Source organism: uncultured Brevundimonas sp. (assembly GCF_963977465.1).
Taxonomy (GTDB): domain Bacteria; phylum Pseudomonadota; class Alphaproteobacteria; order Caulobacterales; family Caulobacteraceae; genus Brevundimonas.
This window is the reverse complement of the sequence record NZ_CAXBOQ010000006.1, coordinates 209454-225854: the sequence shown is the minus strand read 5'-3', so window position 1 is coordinate 225854 and position 16401 is coordinate 209454. Positions and strand designations below refer to the sequence as shown.

Here is a 16401-nt window from a genome sequence, read left to right as displayed (position 1 = left end):
CCGGCTATGCCGGGCGGGCCCCTCCCTCTCCCAACGGGAGAGGGGTCAGATTGGTGAGCGAGTGAAATGCAGCAGATCAAAACCAAAGTCCTGATCATCGGCGCCGGCACCGGTGGCTATGTCGCGGGAATCCGCTGCGGCCAGCTGGGCCTCGAGACCGTGCTGGTCGACGGCGGCGACGGCCTCGGCGGCACCTGCCTGAATGTCGGCTGCATCCCGTCCAAGGCCATCATCCATGCGGCCTCGAAATTCGAGACCGTGTCTAGGGCTGCCAACGGCGGGACGCTGGGCATCACCGCGGCCAAGCCGGCCATCGATCTGGCCCAGACCACGGCGTGGAAAAACGGCATCGTCAAGAAGCTGAACACCGGCGTCGCGGCCCTGCTGAAGAAGTCCAGGGTCAAGGTCATCAAGGGCTGGGCCCATTTCACCGACGCCAAGACCTGCACGGTCAAGACCGCCGACGGCGACATCACCATCTCGGCCGAACACGTCATCCTCGCCACCGGCTCCGAGCCGGTCGAACTGCCGTTCCTGAAATTCGGCGGCGACGTCATCTCCTCGACCGAGGCCCTGTCGCTGGACAAGGTGCCGAACAAACTGGTCGTGGTCGGCGGCGGCTATATCGGGCTGGAGCTGGGCATCGCCTTCCGCAAGCTGGGGGCCGAGGTCACCATCGTCGAAATGGCCGACCGCCTGCTGCCGCTCTACGACAAGGCCCTGACCGACCCGGTCCAGAAATGGCTGGAGAAGCACGGTGTCGACCTGCATCTCGGCGCCAAGGCCGGGTCGTTCGAAAAGGGCCAGCTCAACGCCACGACCAAGGACGGCAAGGCCATCAAGCTCAAGGCCGACAAGGTACTGGTCACCGTCGGTCGCCGCCCGCGCACTCAGGGCTGGGGTCTGGAAAACATGGGCGTGGCCATGGCCGGGCCGTTCGTGAAGATCGACGACCGCTGCGCCACCTCGATGAAGAACGTCTGGGCCGTCGGCGACCTGACCGGCGAACCGATGCTGGCCCACAAGGGCAGCGCCCAGGGCGAGGTCGTGGCCGAGCGCATCGCCGGCCATGACAAGCTGTTCAATCCCGTCACCATCGCCGCCGTCTGTTTCACCGAGCCGGAGATCGTCTCCGCCGGCCTCGGTCCGCTCGACGTCGAGGGCCGTGACGACGTCATTCAGGCTGTCTTCCCGCTGGCCGCCATCGGCCGCGCCCTGGCCATCGAGGCCGGCGACGACGGCGGCTTCGTCCGCGTGCTGGCGTCGAAGTCCGACCACCGCCTGCTCGGCGTCCAGGCCGTCGGCCAGCACGTCGCCGAACTGTCCAACAGCTTCGCCCAGATGCTCGAAATGGGGGCAGTGCTGGAAGACGTCGCCGGCATCATCCACGTCCACCCGACCCTCGGCGAAGCCTTCCACGAGGCGTCGTTGCGGGCCCTCGGCCACGCCATCCACATCTAGGTCAGTCGGACACCGGTCAGGCGGCGGCGGATTGCCGCTCCGACCCGCCGTGCTCGAACACGGCGCGGAAGGTGAAGACCGAGCCCTCACCCGGGACCGAACGCACCGTGATGTCCCCGTCCATCAGCCCGGCCAGTTTCCGGCAGATGGTCAGGCCCAGACCGGTCCCACCGAACCGCCGGGTCGAGGACCCGTCGACCTGGACGAACGGCTGGAACAGGCTGTCGATGTCCGCGGCGGTGATGCCGATGCCGGTATCGGCCACGCTGATTTCCAGCGTCGACCGGCCGTCGTCGCCCGGCGTGCCCGTGACCGTCAGGGTCACCGTCCCGGCCTCGGTAAATTTGATCGCATTGCCGAGCAGATTGTGGGTGATCTGCGACAGACGCAGGGGATCCAGGGTCAGGGTGGCGGGCAACACGCCCCGGGTCTCGGCGACGAAGCCGACGCCGCGCGCCTCGGCCTGGGCGCGGAACGGGCCGATCAGCCGCTCGACCAGACCATGGGTGTCGACGATTTCCTGGTCCAGGGTCATCCGTTCGGCCTCGATCTTGGTTACGTCGAGGATGTCGTTCAGCAGCGCCATCAGATTGTCGCCCGAGGACAGGATGACCTCGACCATGTCGGTCTGACGCGTGTTCAATCCGGTCGTCTGGAGCACCTGGGCGGCACCGAGGACGCCGTTCATTGGCGTCCGCAGTTCGTGGGACATCACGCCGAGGAACCGTGACTTGGCGGCGTTGGCCGCGTCGGCGCGATCGCGCGCCGCCGCCAGGTCCTCAATCAGTGCGGCCTGGGCCAGGTTGACGGCACTGAGCTCGCTGTCCTTCATCTGGGTGATGACCACCTTGATCAGCAGGGCCATGCCGACCACCGGGACTACGCTGAGCGCGATCCAGAATCCGGGCGTGCCCCACAGTCCGGCGATCAGGCCGATGACCAGCACCGTATAAGGGGTGGAAACGATCAGGGCCTCGCGCGGGGCGGCGCGCATCTGGGTGAAAACCAGCGTGTAGCCGGCCCCCAGCAGCGCCACGGCGACCGTGGGCCCGAGCGAACCCCCATAGAGAATTGCCAGCAGCGGCGCGCCGGCCCACGCCGTGCACGATACCGTCGCGACGGCCAGTTTGAGCCGCGCCAGTGACCCGGCGTCCCGGCCGGTCAGACGGGACTCAACCAGGGTTCGAACCAGACCGAGGGCGGTGGTGACGACGAACCAGGCCAGCGCCACCCGCCATGAGGCGGTCGCCCACAACGGCAGGGCCCAGGCGGCGATGATCCAGTAGCGGAGATGACCGGCGGCGATGAGCCGGTGCAGCCGCGGGGCCGGCAGTCCCGCTGCGGCCGATGTCGACGTCATTCTGATCTCCTCAAGAGGAGCAGGATCACCGATCAATCCTAAGGGGGGGTGAATCGGCCTTTCCGTATCCCGACGCGCAGGGCGCTTTCGCGCTTCCCCTTGAGTGGATGCGCCACTCGCGGCATCCTGACTGCCGCATTCAGGAGGACCCCATGCGCGTGACCTTGATGATGACGGCGCTTGCCGCGGCGGCGATGCTGGCGGGCGGTGCCCAGGCGCAGACCGCCCCTGACGAGGCCCGCTACCAGGCGGCGCTGGAGCGGATGATCACTGAAACCACCCAGGGGCGCTGCCCGGCCGATATCATGGCTGAACAGCTGCTCGCCGCCTGCACCCAGCAGATCGCGGCCATGTCGACCGGGCTGCAGTCGCTGGGCCCGATCGAATCCATGACATTCCTCAGCAGCGAGGATCGTGCCGACGGCCGGCTCGAACGCTACGCCGTCAAATTTACCGGCGGCACGACCCTGAACTGGGGCATCGGTGCCGAAGCCGACGGCAAGTTCGGTGCCGCCTTCGCCGGCGGCTGACGACAGCGGGGGAAAGCCCCTCTCCCGGGGGAGAGGGTCTCGATAAATTCCGCTCATCCCCGCGAAGGCGGGTGTGGCCCTAGCCCCGCAAATCCGGCGGGGTCGCCTCTTCGGTCAGCAGGCGGATGGCTTCCTCGACCGACACAACCGTCTGGGCCTGGGAGCCGAGGCGGCGGATGGCGACCTCACCCTTTTCGGCCTCGTTGCGGCCGACCACGGCGATGACCGGGACCTTGCCGACCGAATGTTCGCGCACCTTGTAGCCGACCTTCTCGTTGCGCAGGTCGGACTCGACCCGCAGACCGGCCGCCTTAAATTTGGCGGTGACCTCGCGGGCGTAGTCGTCGGCGTCCGAGGTGATGGTGGCGACCACGGCCTGGACCGGAGCCAACCACAGCGGAAAGGCCCCGGCATAGTTCTCGATCATGATGCCGATGAACCGCTCGAAACTGCCGAGGATGGCCCGGTGCAGCATGACCGGCCGGTGCTTCTGGCCGTCCTCGCCGATATATTCCGCGCCCAGACGTTCGGGCAGGACATAGTCCAGCTGGATCGTGCCGCAGGTCCATTCGCGACCGATGGCGTCCTTGACCACGAAGTCGAGCTTGGGCGCATAGAAGGCCCCGTCGCCCTCGGTGACGACCGGCTCGGTCCCGGCGGCGCGGGCGGCCTCGGCCATCTGGGCTTCGGCCTTGTCCCAGAATTCGTCCGAACCGGCGCGCACCTCGGGCCGGGTGCCCAGGCTGATATAGGCCGTCTCCATGCCCAGATCGGCGTGGACGCTGCGGGCCAGGTCGATGAAGCGCGACGTCTCCTCGACGATCTGGTCCTCGCGGCAGAAGATGTGGGCGTCGTCCTGGGTGAAGCCACGCACCCGCATCAGGCCGTGCAGGGCACCGGACGGCTCATAGCGGTGGCAGGCCCCGAACTCGGCCATGCGCAGCGGCAGTTCACGATAGGAGCGCTGGCCCTGGTCGAAGATCTGCACATGGCCGGGGCAGTTCATCGGCTTGAGGCTCAGGGTTTCGCCCTCGACCGTTTCGCACACGAACATATTGGGCCGGTACTTGTCCCAATGACCGGACTTCTCCCAGAAGGTGCGGTCCAGCACCTGGGGCGTCTTGACCTCGACATAGCCGGCGGCATCGAGGCGGCGGCGCATATAGTCCTCCAGCACCCGCCACAGCACCCAGCCCTTGGGATGCCAGAAGACCATGCCCCGGCCCTCTTCCTGCATGTGGAACAGTTCCATCTGCCGGCCGATCTTGCGGTGGTCGCGCTTCTCCGCCTCCTCGACGCGCAGCAGATAGGCGTCGAGGTCGGCCTGCGAGGCCCAGGCCGTCGCATAGATGCGCTGCAGCTGCGGATTGCGATGGTCGCCGCGCCAGTAGGCCCCGGCCAGCTTGGTCAGTTTGAAGGCCTTGCCGACGAATTTGGTCGAGGGGAAATGCGGCCCGCGGCACAGGTCCTTCCAGTCGCCCTGGAAATAGACGCTGATGTCCTCGCCCTCGGGCAGGTCGCGGATGATCTCGGCCTTGTAGGTCTCGCCGATCGACTCGAAATGCTGGATCGCCTCGTCGCGCGGCCAGACCTCGCGGCGGATCTTCTGATCGCGGTCGACGATCTCGGCCATCTTCTTCTCGATCCGCGCAAAGTCGTCGGTCGAGAACGGCTCATCGCGGGCGAAGTCGTAATAGAAGCCGTCCTCGATGGCCGGGCCGATCGTGACCTGGGTGCCGGGGAACAGGGCCTGGACCGCCTCGGCCATCACATGGCTGGCATCGTGACGCAGGGTGTCCAGCGCCTCAGGCGCGTCGCGCATGATGATGCGCAGGGCCCCGGACCCGCCGACCGGGGCGTCGAGGTCCAGCAGTTTGCCGTCCAGCTCGATCAATGCGGCCTTCTTGGCCAGCGACGGCGAGATCGAGGTGGCGACGTCACGGCCCGTGGCGTCGTCGGGATACTGGCGCACGGCACCGTCGGGGAATTTCAGATCGATCATGGCTCAGTCTTCAACTGGTGGAACCGGGTCGTAACCCGATTGTCCGAAAGGATGGCATTTGCACAGGCGTTTGACGGTCAGCCAGCCGCCCCGTGCAGGTCCGTGTTGGATCAGGGCCTGGGCCGCATAGTCCGAACAGGTCGGCATGAAGCGGCACGATTGCCCGATCAGCGGGGACAGCGTCAGCTTGTAGCCCCGATGGGCCGCGCGGACACTGCGTTCGTAAAGGGTTTTGCCGGGGGCCATGTCGGACTGCTTATCCCCCGCGCAGGGGGATCGGGCAACCGACGTCAGGCCGCACCGGCGAGACTAGTTCGGGTGTCGGGGGCCTTGCGGGCCACGGCGGCATGAACCGCCTCCAGCGTGGCTTCGATCGCCACCAGGGTCGAGGCGTGCCGGGCCGGATAGTCGGCCACCTGTTTGAGGGCACGCAGGCCCTCGAACCGGCCGGAAGGACCCTCGCCGCCGGCCTTGAGCATGGTCAGCATGGCGTCCCGGGCGGCTTCGATGTCTGCGGCACCGGCCCCGATCACGGATTCGCCCAGCACCCCGGCCGCGGCCTGGCCGAGGGCGCAGGCCTTGATGTCCTGGGCGAAGGCGACGATGCGGTCCTGATCGTCCAGAACCACGTCGACCACGGCCTTCGAACCGCACAGCTTGGCCACCCGCTCGCCCGTGCCGTCGGGCGTGGGCAGGCGTCCGGCGTGGGGCAGGTTGGCCGCCAGTCTGAGGATATGGGCACTGTAGAGCGCGTCGATCATGCCACCCATATAGGCGATCAGGAGCCCTGGAGCGAGGTCCAGGTGCGGGCGGTCGTTGAGGCCGGTGTGACCCCGCCGGTGCGACTGCGCAGCCAGGCGATGTTGCGGTCGGCCTGCTCCGGCGGCAGGTCGCGGCGCAGCATCTGTTCGGCCTCGGCGATCTTGTTCTGCAGACCCATGGCCATGGCCAGGTTGAGTCGAACCTGCAGGCTGGCCCCCGGCTGGGCCACGGCCCGGCGCAGCAGGGTCTCGGCCGCGGCCGGATCCCCGGCGGTCAGCCAGCCGATGGCGACATTGTTGAGAATGTCGGGATTGTCGGGCGACAGGCGCAGGCCCTCGTTCCAGGCGATACGGGCGTCCTCGGGACGGCGCACTTGCTGGTAGGCGGCCCCCAGCAGCGACAGTGGCCGCCAGTCATCGGGGCGGATGGCGCGGGCCTGCTCCAGCGCGGCGATGCCGTAAAAGGCCTGGCCGCGGGCGATATGCGCCCGGCCCAGCTCCAGCAGGGCGTCATAGTTGGCCGGCTGGGCCACCAGCGTCCTGGATGCCGCCTCGGCGGCCTGGTCGTAGCGACCCAATTCCCGCAGGGCCTGGGCCGCTCTGGGACCAGCCACGGGGTCGGCGGGATTGATCTCCATCTCGCCGGTCCAGAACAGCGACCGGGCCAGCGGATCCATCCGCTCATAGCCGGCGCGGACCGCGGCCGAGGCAGGTGCGCGGACAGCCGGAGCGGCCTGCGCCTGTGGCGTAGCCGACGGGTCACCGGCAAGGGCCGGTACGACGCCGAGAGTCAGCGCCAGAATGGCGGAGACAGTTGCGGCCTTGGCGAGGGTGGGCGACATGAGAGTCATCCGTGAAAATTCCGGGCGAGCTCTCAAGACTCGCGCGTTCACGTCAACCTTTGGTTAATCGGCCCGACGACGGGCCGGAAAGGCGTCGCTGATGTCCGTCCTTCATCCCGAATTGCTGGTGGCCGGAGCCGCCGGGAGCCTGCCGGTGCATATCGTCCTCAAGGACGGGCCGCTGGACGGGCTCGGCGGTGCAGCGACCGCCGCCTGGGCCGGAGCCCACGAATTCACCGGCAAGACCGGTCAACTGCTGATCCTGCCGGGGCCGGACGGGGCAGTGGCCGGGGCCCTGTTCGGGGCCGGGGAGTCCTTCGACCCGAACTCGGCCCGCGCGCTGGCGGCGCGCCTGCCGGCCGGTCTGTGGCGGCTGGAAGGGGTGAATGGCACCGAGGCCGAGGCGGCGGCTCTGGCCTTTGCCCTGGGCGGCTACCGCTTCGATCGTTACCGGGCCCGGCCGGGGGGCGAACGGTCCCAGCTGGTCGCACCCAAGGGCATGGATGTGGCCGCCGCCCTGCGCATCGCCGCCGCATGCGCCCTGGCCCGCGAGATGGTCGACACCCCGGCCGCCGACATGGGGCCACTGCAGATCGAAACCATCGCCCGCGAGATCGCCAGTGAGAGCAAGGCGACCATCGCCGTGACCGAGGGTGAGGCCCTGCTGGAGGCCAACTATCCGGCCATCCATGCGGTCGGCCGGGCCGCCTCGCCGGCGCGCCAGCCCCGCATCATCGAGATCGGCTGGAACCTCGACCGAACCGACTTGCCGCTGGTGGCCCTGGTCGGCAAGGGGGTGGTGTTCGATTCCGGCGGCCTGAACATCAAGGGCGGGGCCGGGATGCGCAACATGAAGAAGGACATGGGCGGCGCGGCCCACGCCCTGGCCTTGGGGCGGCTGGTGATGCAGTCGAAGCTGCCGGTGCGGCTGGTGGTGCTGGTGGCGGCGGTCGAGAACGCCATTTCGGCCGACGCCTTCCGGCCCGGCGATGTGCTGAACAGTCGCAAGGGCCTGACCATCGAGATTGGCAATACCGATGCCGAAGGCCGGCTGATTCTGGCCGACGCCCTGTGCCGGGCAGGCGAGCATAAGCCGGACCTGACGCTGGACTTCGCCACCCTGACCGGCGCGGCGCGAATCGCCCTGGGGCCGGACCTGCCGCCGCTCTATACCGAGGACGACACGCTGGCGGACGAACTGCTGGAGGCCGGACGGGCGGTGCACGACCCGTTGTGGCGGATGCCGTTGTGGTCGGGCTATCGCGCGTCGATCGACAGCGAACTGGCTGATGTCCGCAACGATTCGGCGGCCTGGGCCCAGGCCGGATCGGTTACCGCCGCCCTGTTCCTGCAACGCTTCGCGCCCGAGACCGGAGTCTGGGCTCATATGGACATCTTCGCCTGGAACCCCCGGGCCCGGCCCGGCTGGCCCGAGGGCGGCGCGGCCCAGGCGATACGGGCCTGTCATGCCATGCTGGCGCGACGCTATTCCGCAGCGCGTTAACGGGGTTTTCGGTTTCCTGAGTCAATACAAGGGTTCAACAGTACGGACTTCGGTTTGACCGTTTTCGCTGCCGCCTCGGATCCTCGCACAACGCTCGCCCGGCCCGATCTGGCCGAGCAGGCGCTGGAAGGCCTCGTGCGCGCTGCAGCCTACCGGCCGGTGACCCCGATGCAGTGCGTCGTCGCCGTCACCCCGATACGAGCCACAGCCGGTGCGGACGGCGAACAGACAGATCAACTGGTGTTCGGCGAAGGCTTCGACTGCCTGGATCGCCAGCACGGCCATGTCTGGGGCCGCGCCCGTCGCGACGGCGTCGTCGGCTGGGTCGATGTCGAGACCCTGTCGGAGACAGTGACCTCCCCGACCCACCGCATCTGCACCCTGATCAGTCCGGTCTACGCCGCTGCGACCTCCGCCGACAGTGTCGCGTCCCTGCCGCTCAACGCCCTGGTCACGACCGGCGAGTCCGCTCACGGCCGCGTCGAGGTGCCGGGCGTCGGCTGGATCGCCGTCCGTCATCTGGCCCCTCTGGACCGGTTTGATGCCGATCCGGGCGAGGCGGCCGAGCGATTCGTCGGCACCCCCTTCATGCCGGGCGGCCGGACCGCCCTGGGCACCAACTGTTCCGGCCTGGTGCAACAGGCGCTGTATGCTTGTGGCCTGGGCGGACCGCGTTTTCGCGACGGTCAGTCCGATCTGGGCCGCCCGGTCGAGGCGGCGGCCCTGCGTCGTGGTGATCTGGTGGTCTGGGCTGACCATTCCGGTGTGATGATCGACGGCGAGCGGATCGTCCACGCGACCCGCCATCATGGTGGTGTGACGGTCGAAGCCCTGGCCGAGGCCGACGGCCGCGAACGGGCAGCCGGTTCGGATGCCCCCCTGTTTCGGCGGGTCACCCTCTAGAACAATAAAAAAGGCGGCCCGTGAGGACCGCCTTCCTGAAGTTTGAACCCTGAATGAAGTCAGGGTGCGACGGGCGTTGCCTGGACCGCAGCCGTGTCGGCGATACTGTCGGTTGGCGCTTCGGCTCCATCGGCCGGACCCGCAGTGGGCTCTTCCGCACCGGGGACCGGCGGCTGGCGTGCGGGGTCGGGTGCGGGAATCGGGAAGCCGGCCGAGCCCTGTGAACGCAGATAGGCGATCAGATTGACCCGGGTCGTCGTGTCCCGCAGGCCGGCGAACGACATCTTGGTGCCGGGAACGTAGCGTCCCGGGGCGGTGATGAAATGGTCCAGCGCGTCCAGCGACCAGGTCGGATCGACCGAGGTGTGCCCTGTCATCGCATCGGAATAGGCGAACCCGGCATGGCTGGCGACGGCGCGACCGACGACGCCGTAAAGATTCGGTCCGACGCCGTTGGCGCCGCCGGCGTTGATGGTGTGGCAGGCCTGGCACCGAGCGAAGGCGGCTTCACCGGCGGCGAGGTCGGCGGTCGGCAGGATCGTGCCCCAGTCCGGCGGCAACACCACCTCAGCAGGACCGCCGGCGGCCTCTTCCGGCGCGTCGACGAAATACCCCATTTTTTCAGGGGCATCGGTCTTATAGACCATACCGGCGACCTGCTGGACCACGAGGATGGCAAACACCGTCCCCAGGCCCGCGCCGAAAATCTTGTTCCACTTCAGATCGCCGCTCATAGCGTCGTCGCATCCCGTTTCTGGGCCCCTCCGGAAGATCGGTCACTGGCCGGTCCTGGGGGCTTATCCTTGCGTGGCCGTCTCTTACACGGTAGCGCGGCCTGCGCAAATGGCCCGAGCCTGTCCGGGCGTCGCAGGGTGAAAACAACCCCATGAACCCTCTGGTCCTGATCCCCGCACGGATGGCCGCGACCCGGCTGCCGGACAAGCCACTGGCCGATATCGGCGGGGTGCCGATGATCGTCCGGGCCTGGCGGCAGGCGGTCGCCTCGGGCCTGCCGGTCGCCGTGGCCGCAGGCGATCCCGAGATCGTCGCGGTGATTGAAGCCGCCGGAGGACGGGCCGTGCTGACCGATCCGAACCTGCCGTCGGGCTCGGACCGGATCCGCGCCGCGCTGGAGGCAATCGATCCCGAGGGCCGCCACGATGCGGTGATCAATCTGCAGGGCGACATGCCGTTCGCGGATCCGGGTCTGGCCACGGCCTGCGCCGCCCTGTTGCATGGGCAGCCAGACTGCGACATCGCGACGCTGATCGCGCCCGAGGCCGAGGTCGCGGACCGGTCGAACCCCGATGTGATCAAGGCCGTGGTCGCCCTGACCGAGGGAGAGAATCACGGGCGCGCCCTGTATTTCACCCGGTCGACCCTGTTCGGGGACGGACCCGTATGGCGTCATATCGGCCTGTACGGCTATCGGCGCGAGGCGCTGATGCGGTTCTGCGCCGCGCCGCCGTCGCCGCTGGAACGCCGCGAGAAGCTGGAGCAACTGCGGGCGCTGGAGATGGGATTATCGATCTGGGCTGCCGTCATCGCTGAGGCACCGCTGTCGGTCGATAATGCCGACGACCTGGCTGCGGCCCGGGCACTGGCCGCAGTGACCTAGATGTCGAAGCCGTCGATCCAGGCCTGCAGCAGGGTCCGGGCGATAGCCACGCGCGGCGGGGCCTTGATCGCCGGATGGGTGCCGGCCAGGACGGCGCGGGCTTCGTCGCGGGTCAGCCAGGCTACGGCTTCCAGTTCGGTCTGGTCGGGCGCGGCATTGTCGTCGGACACCTCGGCGATCAGGCCGATCATCAGCTGTGACGGAAACGGCCAGGGCTGGCTGGAATGGTAGCGGACCGCGGTCACCGTCAGGCCCGCCTCCTCCTCGATCTCGCGCGCACAGGCCTCCTCGATCGATTCGCCGGGTTCGAGGAATCCGGCCAGGGCCGACATCCGGCCCTCGGGCCAGGCGGCCTGACGGCCCAGCAGGCAGCGGTCGCCCTCGGGCGATTTGAACACCGGCAGCATGATGGTGACCGGGTCGACGCGCGGGAAATGTTCGACCCCGCAGGCCGGGCAAATGCGTTTCCAGCCGCCACAGGCGGTTTCCGATTCGATGCCGCAGGCGGCGCAGAAGCCGTGCCGACGACGCCAGTCGAACAGGGACTTGGCCACCCCGGCCATGGCGGCGTCGGCCTCGCTGAGCAATCCGCCTGCCTCGCGCATTTCATGAAAGGCCCCCAGACCGGCCACCGGGCCGGTGGCCGGGTCGATCGAGCCCTCGAACTCGACCGCAAACACCGGGGCCTGCTTCCACAGGCCGAGGAAAACGTCGCGGTCGGGGATCATGTCGCGCGCGTGTTTCAGGGACAACCAGACCAGGCGGGGGCCGTCGGCGTGATCCTCGATCAGCGGCCGCCCCTCCCACAGAACGAGGGCGATGGCCTCGGGATCAGCCTCCCGTCCGGCCAGCCAGTCGGGATCGTTGCGGAGATCGCCGGCCCGGTCGAGGGGATTGCCGGCGAAGGTGTTCAGGGCGGTAAGAGGCATGACCGCCTTCATAGCCTCAAGCGGTTGTTGGGGGGAGGTGTCTTGATTCTGGCCGCATGAACCGCGATATAGGCCTCGGAGATCGCGGGCGAAGGTTTCGCCAATCTGGTCAGGGCCGGAAGGCAGCAGCCACAACGAATTCCCCTTCGGGTCGCGGTCTCCACCTCCTCTCATTTTTGGGCGCTATCGGATGCGACGTGGTCGCGGGCTGATTGAGCGCGGTTTCGTGACCTGCGGCTCGGCGCGAGGGCCACCGGGTGGCCAGCCTCCTGGCAGGCCAGGACTGAATTCCAGTGCCTGCGGAACCGACAGGCGCATCGCCCGCTTCGTCTGCTCAACGGTTCCGGAGCGACACCATGAGTATTCTCGGCAAGATTATCGGCGGCATCTGGGATCGGGCGAAGGGCGGCCCGGGCTACAAGCCGGAAAAACCGGCCGACAACGCAGCGGCGGGAACGGTTACCGCGCCCTCGACACCGCCGCCGCCGGTCGACGCCGGCATGGCCACGTCCCCGCAGCCCCATACCGCGCAGACCGTCGACGTCGACGGCATCCTCGATTTCATGAACCAGCAGCGCGACCAGAAGCTGAACTGGCGCACCTCGATCGTCGATCTGATGAAGCTGACCGGCATGGACAGCTCGCTGTCCGAGCGCAAGGATCTGGCCCAGGAGCTCGGCTATACCGGCGACATGTCCGATAGTGCCTCGATGAACATCTGGCTGCACAAGCAGGTGATCCAGAAAATTCGCGACAATGGCGGCCAGATTCGCGATCTGACCGACTGATCCCCGGTCACGACAGCGGGAGGGGGTGCGCGAGCGCCGTCTCTCGCTGTATGACCTAGGCATGACCGACGTCGACGCGAATCCCGATGGCCCTCCGTGGGAGGAGGACGCTCCCGAGCGGGACGACAATACCGACGACATGTTCGGAGCCCCGGCGGCTGCACCGGCGGCCGAGCCGGCCACGGCGGCGATTCGGGTCACGGCACCCGTGTCCGACGACGGACTGGCCGCCCATGTTGACGACGGGGCCGCCTATACCGTGCTGGCGCGCAAATACCGACCGCGCACCTTTGAGGACCTGATTGGCCAGGAAGCGATGGTTCGCACCCTGACCAATGCCTTCTCCAGCGGACGGATTGCCCACGCCTTCATGCTGACCGGGGTGCGGGGGGTCGGCAAGACGACCACCGCCCGCCTGCTGGCCCGGGCCCTGAACAACCAGAACGACACCATTGACCGCCCGTCCCTGGCCCTGAGTGCTGACGGGCGGCACGACGCGGCCATCATGGCCGGGCAGCATATGGATGTGATGGAGCTGGACGCGGCCTCGCATACCGGTGTGAACGACATTCGCGACATCCTGGAGAGCGTGCGCTACGGGCCGGTCGAGGCGCGCTACAAGGTCTATGTGCTGGACGAAGTGCACATGCTGTCGAACCAGGCCTTCAACGCCCTGCTGAAGACGCTGGAAGAGCCGCCACCGCACGCCAAATTCATCTTCGCCACCACCGAGATCCGCAAGGTGCCGGTGACCATCCTCAGCCGCTGCCAGCGTTTCGACCTGCGCCGGGTCGAGCCCGAGGTGCTGGTCGGTCATCTGGAGCGAATTTCCGGGCGCGAGGGCATGACGATCGAATCCGACGCCCTGGCCCTGATCGCCCGCGCCGCCGAGGGCTCGGTGCGCGACGGCCTGTCACTGCTGGACCAGGCCCTGGTGCAGGGCGAACGTGGCGAGACGGTCAGGACCGAAACCGTGCGCGACATGCTGGGTCTGGCCGACCGCAGCCAGACCATCGCCCTGTTCGAGAGCATCATGGGCGGACGCACGCCCGAGGCGCTGGAGAATTTCCGCACCCTGTACGGCTATGGGGCCGATCCGGTGCAGGTGACCAACGACCTGCTGGAGCATTGCCACGCCGCCTCGGTGGCCAAGATGCTGGGCCCGAACGCCACCCGCCTGCCCAATGACCAGGCCCAGAAGCTGGCGGCCTTGGGCGCGGCGCTGTCGGCCGGGACCCTGGCCCGGGTCTGGCAGATGCTGCTCAAGGCTCTGGACGAGGTCAGACGCGCGCCCAGTCCGGCCGATGCGGTCGAGATGGCCATTGTGCGGCTGGCCTATGCCGCTGACCTGCCCGGACCGGAGGAGGCGCTGAAAGCGCTGCGTGACGGCGACCCGACGGCCGGTGGCGGGGGCGCGAGCCCGCGCGGCGGCGGCGGTGGTGGCGGTGGCGGGGCTTCGGCCCAGATGGCGGTGCGTCAGGCCGTGGCCCCGGCCTTGCCCGATCCGCAGACCTTTGAGGCTACGGTGGCCCTGATCGGCGAGAAGCGCGAGATCAGCCTGCAGATGGACGTGCAACGCTACGTCAAGCCGGTGGCTTTCAAGCCGGGAGCCATCACCTATGAGAGCGGTCCCGGGGCCCCGTTCGACCTGGCGCGACGTCTGGCCAGTCGGCTGAAGGAATGGACCGGGCGGACGTGGCTGATCGCCGCCAACGGCCAGGGCGGTGGCGAGACGTTGATCGAGGGCGAGAAGCGCGGCCGGGCCGAGGAACGGGCCGCGGTCGAATCCGATCCGTTCGTGATGGCGGTGCTGGAAACCTTCCCCGGTTCGGTTCTGGGTGAGATCAAGACCCTGGCCCCGGCGGTCGAGATGCCGGCCATCCCCGACGACGGGGAGAGCGACGAGGACTGACCCCGTCGTCTCCCCAATCGCGGTTCGGGGCTCAGATGATTTTCGCGGCGCTGTCGAAAGCCAGGCGCGGCGAGCGCGGGAACAGATTCTCGTCGGTGCCGTAACCGAGACTGAGTACGAAATTCGGTTCGATCGTGCTGTCCGGGAAGAAGGCGGCCTTGACCCCGGCCGGGTCGAACCCGGACATCGGCCCCGCGTCGAGGCCCAGCGCCCGCGCAGCCAGGATCATATAGCCGCCTTGCAGCGTGCTGTTGCGGAAGGAAGCTTCCCGGCGACCGGCGTCGTCGTTGAACATGGCCGCGACGCCCGGGGCGTGCGGGAACAGTTCGGTCAGGCTGTCCTGGAATTCGACCTCATAGCCGATGATTACATTGACCGGGGCCGCGGCGGTCTTGGCGCGATTGCCCTCGCTCATCAACGGCACGAGCCGGTCGCGGGCCTCGGGCGAGGTGACGAACACAAACCGGGCCGTGCTCATGTTCAGCGAGGTCGGCCCGAATTTGGTCAGGTCGTACAGCTGGTGAATCAGGGATTCCGGAACGGGTCGGTCACTCCAGCCGTTGCGGGTGCGCGCCCCGGTAAAGACTTGGTCCAGAACATTGACGGACACGGGTTGGTCACGCAGCGGGGAAGCATCATAGGCCATCGAAGCCCTCTCCTTATAAGTAACAGTACTAGATACAGATAGGAGCGGCTGTTTCGGGTGCAAGGGGGCACCGCGAAATTCCTTCCCGATTGGTCCACCGTGCCCTGTTGTCAGACAACCGAAGGGCCTATCTTGGGGCCATGACCGATTTGAATGCCCTGATGCAGCAGGCCCAGGCGATGCAGCAAAAGCTGCAGGACGCCCAGGCGAAAATGACTGAAACCACCGCCAGCGGGACCAGCGGCGGCGGTCTGGTGATCGTCGACCTGAAGGGGCCCGGCGACATCACCTCGGTGATCATCGACGACAGTCTGATGGTGGCGGGCGAGAGTGAGATCCTGGCCGATCTGGTCATGGCGGCCCACGCCGACGCCAAGCGCAAGCTGGATGAGGCCAACAGCGCCCTGATGCGCGAGGCCGCCGGGCCGATGGCCGGGATGAACATCCCCGGCATGCCGAAACTGTTCTGACTTGGCCGCCTCGGCCGGGCCGGAAATCGAACGACTGATCAGCCTGCTGGCCAAGCTGCCGGGGCTGGGTCCGCGTTCGGCCCGCCGCGCGGCCCTGGCCCTGCTGAAACGACGCGAACAGCTGCTGGTGCCGCTGGCGGCGGCGCTGCAGGAGACGGCCGACAAGGTCACTTCCTGCTCGGTGTGCGGCGCGCCCGATACCCGCGATCCCTGTTCCATCTGTTCCGACGGCGCGCGCGACAACGCGCTAATCTGCGTGGTCGAGGAGGCCGGGGCCCTGTGGGCCATGGAGCGGTCCGGGGCCTTTCGCGGCAAATATCATGTGCTGGGCGGCCTGCTGTCGGCGCTGGACGGGGTCGGTCCCGAGGCCCTGCGTATCGCCGAACTGAGCGGCCGGGTGCGCGGCGGCGAGGTGCGCGAGGTGGTGCTGGCCCTGCCGGCCACCGTCGATGGCCAGACCACGGCCCACTATATCGCCGAGCGGCTGACCGGGACCGGCAACCAGGTGGCGGTGACGTCCCTGGCCCGCGGTGTGCCGGTCGGCGGCGATCTGGACTGGCTCGACGACGGCACGATCGTCCAGGCGATGCGGGCACGACGGCCGGCCTAGGCTTTCACCGACTCCGGACTCGGGATTGCCAGTGGCACCGCGGAATGCGGACTCGCGGAACGTCT

Annotated in this window: 17 protein-coding genes and 1 other RNA gene; 10 read left to right on the top strand and 8 right to left on the bottom strand. The window is 68.0% G+C overall.

What is annotated here, in order from left to right; all coding sequences use genetic code 11:
* The first annotated feature begins 66 nt into the window (after positions 1–66).
* Positions 67–1461, top strand: a complete 1395-nt coding sequence (lpdA, locus tag AAC067_RS14110; RefSeq protein ID WP_339933487.1) for a dihydrolipoyl dehydrogenase — start codon at positions 67–69, stop codon at positions 1459–1461.
* Positions 1462–1477: 16 nt separating this feature from the next.
* On the opposite strand, the gene AAC067_RS14105 is transcribed toward lpdA, so the two are convergent.
* Entirely contained in the window at positions 1478–2821 is a 1344-nt protein-coding gene (locus tag AAC067_RS14105; protein WP_339933486.1) for an ATP-binding protein, read from the bottom strand.
* 152 nt (positions 2822–2973) lie between these two features.
* Here AAC067_RS14105 and AAC067_RS14100 point away from each other — a divergent pair, with 152 nt between their 5' ends.
* Positions 2974–3351 carry a hypothetical protein gene (locus AAC067_RS14100; RefSeq protein ID WP_339933485.1) on the top strand — a complete coding sequence of 126 codons (378 nt, stop codon included), beginning with the start codon at positions 2974–2976 and terminating at the stop codon, positions 3349–3351.
* Positions 3352–3430: 79 nt separating this feature from the next.
* Here AAC067_RS14100 and thrS read toward each other — a convergent pair whose 3' ends face one another.
* From thrS to AAC067_RS14080, 4 genes are read right to left on the bottom strand one after another with little or no spacing between them, the layout of a single operon-like run.
* Positions 3431–5353: a threonine--tRNA ligase gene (thrS, locus tag AAC067_RS14095; RefSeq protein ID WP_339933484.1), complete on the bottom strand. Its 1923-nt coding sequence runs from the start codon at positions 5351–5353 to the stop codon at positions 3431–3433.
* A 3-nt stretch (positions 5354–5356) separates the two neighbouring features.
* On the bottom strand, positions 5357–5599 hold the full coding sequence (gene yidD, locus AAC067_RS14090) for a membrane protein insertion efficiency factor YidD (RefSeq protein WP_339933483.1): 243 nt from the start codon (positions 5597–5599) through the stop codon (positions 5357–5359).
* Between the two features lie 44 nt (positions 5600–5643).
* Positions 5644–6114 carry an iron-sulfur cluster assembly scaffold protein gene (locus AAC067_RS14085; protein ID WP_339933490.1) on the bottom strand — a complete coding sequence of 157 codons (471 nt, stop codon included), beginning with the start codon at positions 6112–6114 and terminating at the stop codon, positions 5644–5646.
* Positions 6115–6131: 17 nt separating this feature from the next.
* Complete coding sequence (locus AAC067_RS14080; protein ID WP_339933482.1) at positions 6132–6956, bottom strand: tetratricopeptide repeat protein; 825 nt, start codon at positions 6954–6956, stop codon at positions 6132–6134.
* 100 nt (positions 6957–7056) lie between these two features.
* On the opposite strand from AAC067_RS14080, the gene AAC067_RS14075 reads away from it, so the two are divergent.
* Both AAC067_RS14075 and AAC067_RS14070 read left to right on the top strand, forming a co-directional pair.
* A complete protein-coding gene (locus AAC067_RS14075; protein ID WP_339933481.1) occupies positions 7057–8460 on the top strand; it encodes a leucyl aminopeptidase family protein in 1404 nt (467 codons plus the stop codon).
* 54 nt (positions 8461–8514) lie between these two features.
* Positions 8515–9363 (top strand): NlpC/P60 family protein, encoded by an 849-nt coding sequence (locus AAC067_RS14070; protein WP_339933480.1) that lies wholly within the window; start codon positions 8515–8517, stop codon positions 9361–9363.
* 59 nt (positions 9364–9422) lie between these two features.
* On the opposite strand, the gene AAC067_RS14065 is transcribed toward AAC067_RS14070, so the two are convergent.
* Positions 9423–10097: a c-type cytochrome gene (locus tag AAC067_RS14065; RefSeq protein WP_339933479.1), complete on the bottom strand. Its 675-nt coding sequence runs from the start codon at positions 10095–10097 to the stop codon at positions 9423–9425.
* Between the two features lie 152 nt (positions 10098–10249).
* Here AAC067_RS14065 and AAC067_RS14060 point away from each other — a divergent pair, with 152 nt between their 5' ends.
* Positions 10250–10981, top strand: a complete 732-nt coding sequence (locus tag AAC067_RS14060; RefSeq protein WP_339933478.1) for a 3-deoxy-manno-octulosonate cytidylyltransferase — start codon at positions 10250–10252, stop codon at positions 10979–10981.
* Here AAC067_RS14060 and nudC read toward each other — a convergent pair.
* On the bottom strand, positions 10978–11910 hold the full coding sequence (gene nudC / locus AAC067_RS14055; protein WP_339933477.1) for an NAD(+) diphosphatase: 933 nt from the start codon (positions 11908–11910) through the stop codon (positions 10978–10980). The genes AAC067_RS14060 and nudC overlap by 4 nt on opposite strands.
* A gap of 74 nt (positions 11911–11984) precedes the next feature.
* Between nudC and ffs the strand changes: the two genes are divergently transcribed.
* From ffs to AAC067_RS14040, 3 genes are all read left to right on the top strand, one after another.
* Positions 11985–12078: signal recognition particle sRNA small type (gene ffs / locus AAC067_RS14050), an RNA gene on the top strand.
* 188 nt (positions 12079–12266) lie between these two features.
* Positions 12267–12698 carry a DUF3597 domain-containing protein gene (locus AAC067_RS14045; protein ID WP_339933476.1) on the top strand — a complete coding sequence of 144 codons (432 nt, stop codon included), beginning with the start codon at positions 12267–12269 and terminating at the stop codon, positions 12696–12698.
* A 61-nt stretch (positions 12699–12759) separates the two neighbouring features.
* Positions 12760–14610: a DNA polymerase III subunit gamma/tau gene (locus tag AAC067_RS14040; protein ID WP_339933475.1), complete on the top strand. Its 1851-nt coding sequence runs from the start codon at positions 12760–12762 to the stop codon at positions 14608–14610.
* A 31-nt stretch (positions 14611–14641) separates the two neighbouring features.
* Here the strand turns inward: AAC067_RS14040 and AAC067_RS14035 are convergent, their stop codons facing one another.
* Entirely contained in the window at positions 14642–15256 is a 615-nt protein-coding gene (locus tag AAC067_RS14035; protein WP_339933474.1) for a malonic semialdehyde reductase, read from the bottom strand.
* 140 nt (positions 15257–15396) lie between these two features.
* Between AAC067_RS14035 and AAC067_RS14030 the strand changes: the two genes are divergently transcribed.
* The gene (locus tag AAC067_RS14030) at positions 15397–15726 is read left to right on the top strand and encodes a YbaB/EbfC family nucleoid-associated protein (protein WP_339933473.1); all 330 of its coding nucleotides are present in this window, start codon (positions 15397–15399) and stop codon (positions 15724–15726) included.
* Position 15727: 1 nt separating this feature from the next.
* On the top strand, positions 15728–16336 hold the full coding sequence (gene recR / locus AAC067_RS14025) for a recombination mediator RecR (RefSeq protein ID WP_339933472.1): 609 nt from the start codon (positions 15728–15730) through the stop codon (positions 16334–16336).
* Positions 16337–16401: the final 65 nt, after the last annotated feature.

Excerpts from the sequence above, each read along its gene's own strand:
- lpdA (WP_339933487.1), top strand. The coding sequence starts at position 67 with ATGCAGCAGATCAAAACCAAAGTCCTGATCATCGGCGCCGGCACCGGT.
- AAC067_RS14105 (WP_339933486.1), bottom strand. The coding sequence starts at position 2,821 with ATGACGTCGACATCGGCCGCAGCGGGACTGCCGGCCCCGCGGCTGCAC.
- AAC067_RS14100 (WP_339933485.1), top strand. The coding sequence starts at position 2,974 with ATGCGCGTGACCTTGATGATGACGGCGCTTGCCGCGGCGGCGATGCTG.
- thrS (WP_339933484.1), bottom strand. The coding sequence starts at position 5,353 with ATGATCGATCTGAAATTCCCCGACGGTGCCGTGCGCCAGTATCCCGAC.
- yidD (WP_339933483.1), bottom strand. The coding sequence starts at position 5,599 with ATGGCCCCCGGCAAAACCCTTTACGAACGCAGTGTCCGCGCGGCCCAT.
- AAC067_RS14085 (WP_339933490.1), bottom strand. The coding sequence starts at position 6,114 with ATGATCGACGCGCTCTACAGTGCCCATATCCTCAGACTGGCGGCCAAC.
- AAC067_RS14080 (WP_339933482.1), bottom strand. The coding sequence starts at position 6,956 with ATGTCGCCCACCCTCGCCAAGGCCGCAACTGTCTCCGCCATTCTGGCG.
- AAC067_RS14075 (WP_339933481.1), top strand. The coding sequence starts at position 7,057 with ATGTCCGTCCTTCATCCCGAATTGCTGGTGGCCGGAGCCGCCGGGAGC.
- AAC067_RS14065 (WP_339933479.1), bottom strand. The coding sequence starts at position 10,097 with ATGAGCGGCGATCTGAAGTGGAACAAGATTTTCGGCGCGGGCCTGGGG.
- AAC067_RS14060 (WP_339933478.1), top strand. The coding sequence starts at position 10,250 with ATGAACCCTCTGGTCCTGATCCCCGCACGGATGGCCGCGACCCGGCTG.
- nudC (WP_339933477.1), bottom strand. The coding sequence starts at position 11,910 with ATGCCTCTTACCGCCCTGAACACCTTCGCCGGCAATCCCCTCGACCGG.
- AAC067_RS14045 (WP_339933476.1), top strand. The coding sequence starts at position 12,267 with ATGAGTATTCTCGGCAAGATTATCGGCGGCATCTGGGATCGGGCGAAG.
- AAC067_RS14040 (WP_339933475.1), top strand. The coding sequence starts at position 12,760 with ATGACCGACGTCGACGCGAATCCCGATGGCCCTCCGTGGGAGGAGGAC.
- AAC067_RS14035 (WP_339933474.1), bottom strand. The coding sequence starts at position 15,256 with ATGGCCTATGATGCTTCCCCGCTGCGTGACCAACCCGTGTCCGTCAAT.
- AAC067_RS14030 (WP_339933473.1), top strand. The coding sequence starts at position 15,397 with ATGACCGATTTGAATGCCCTGATGCAGCAGGCCCAGGCGATGCAGCAA.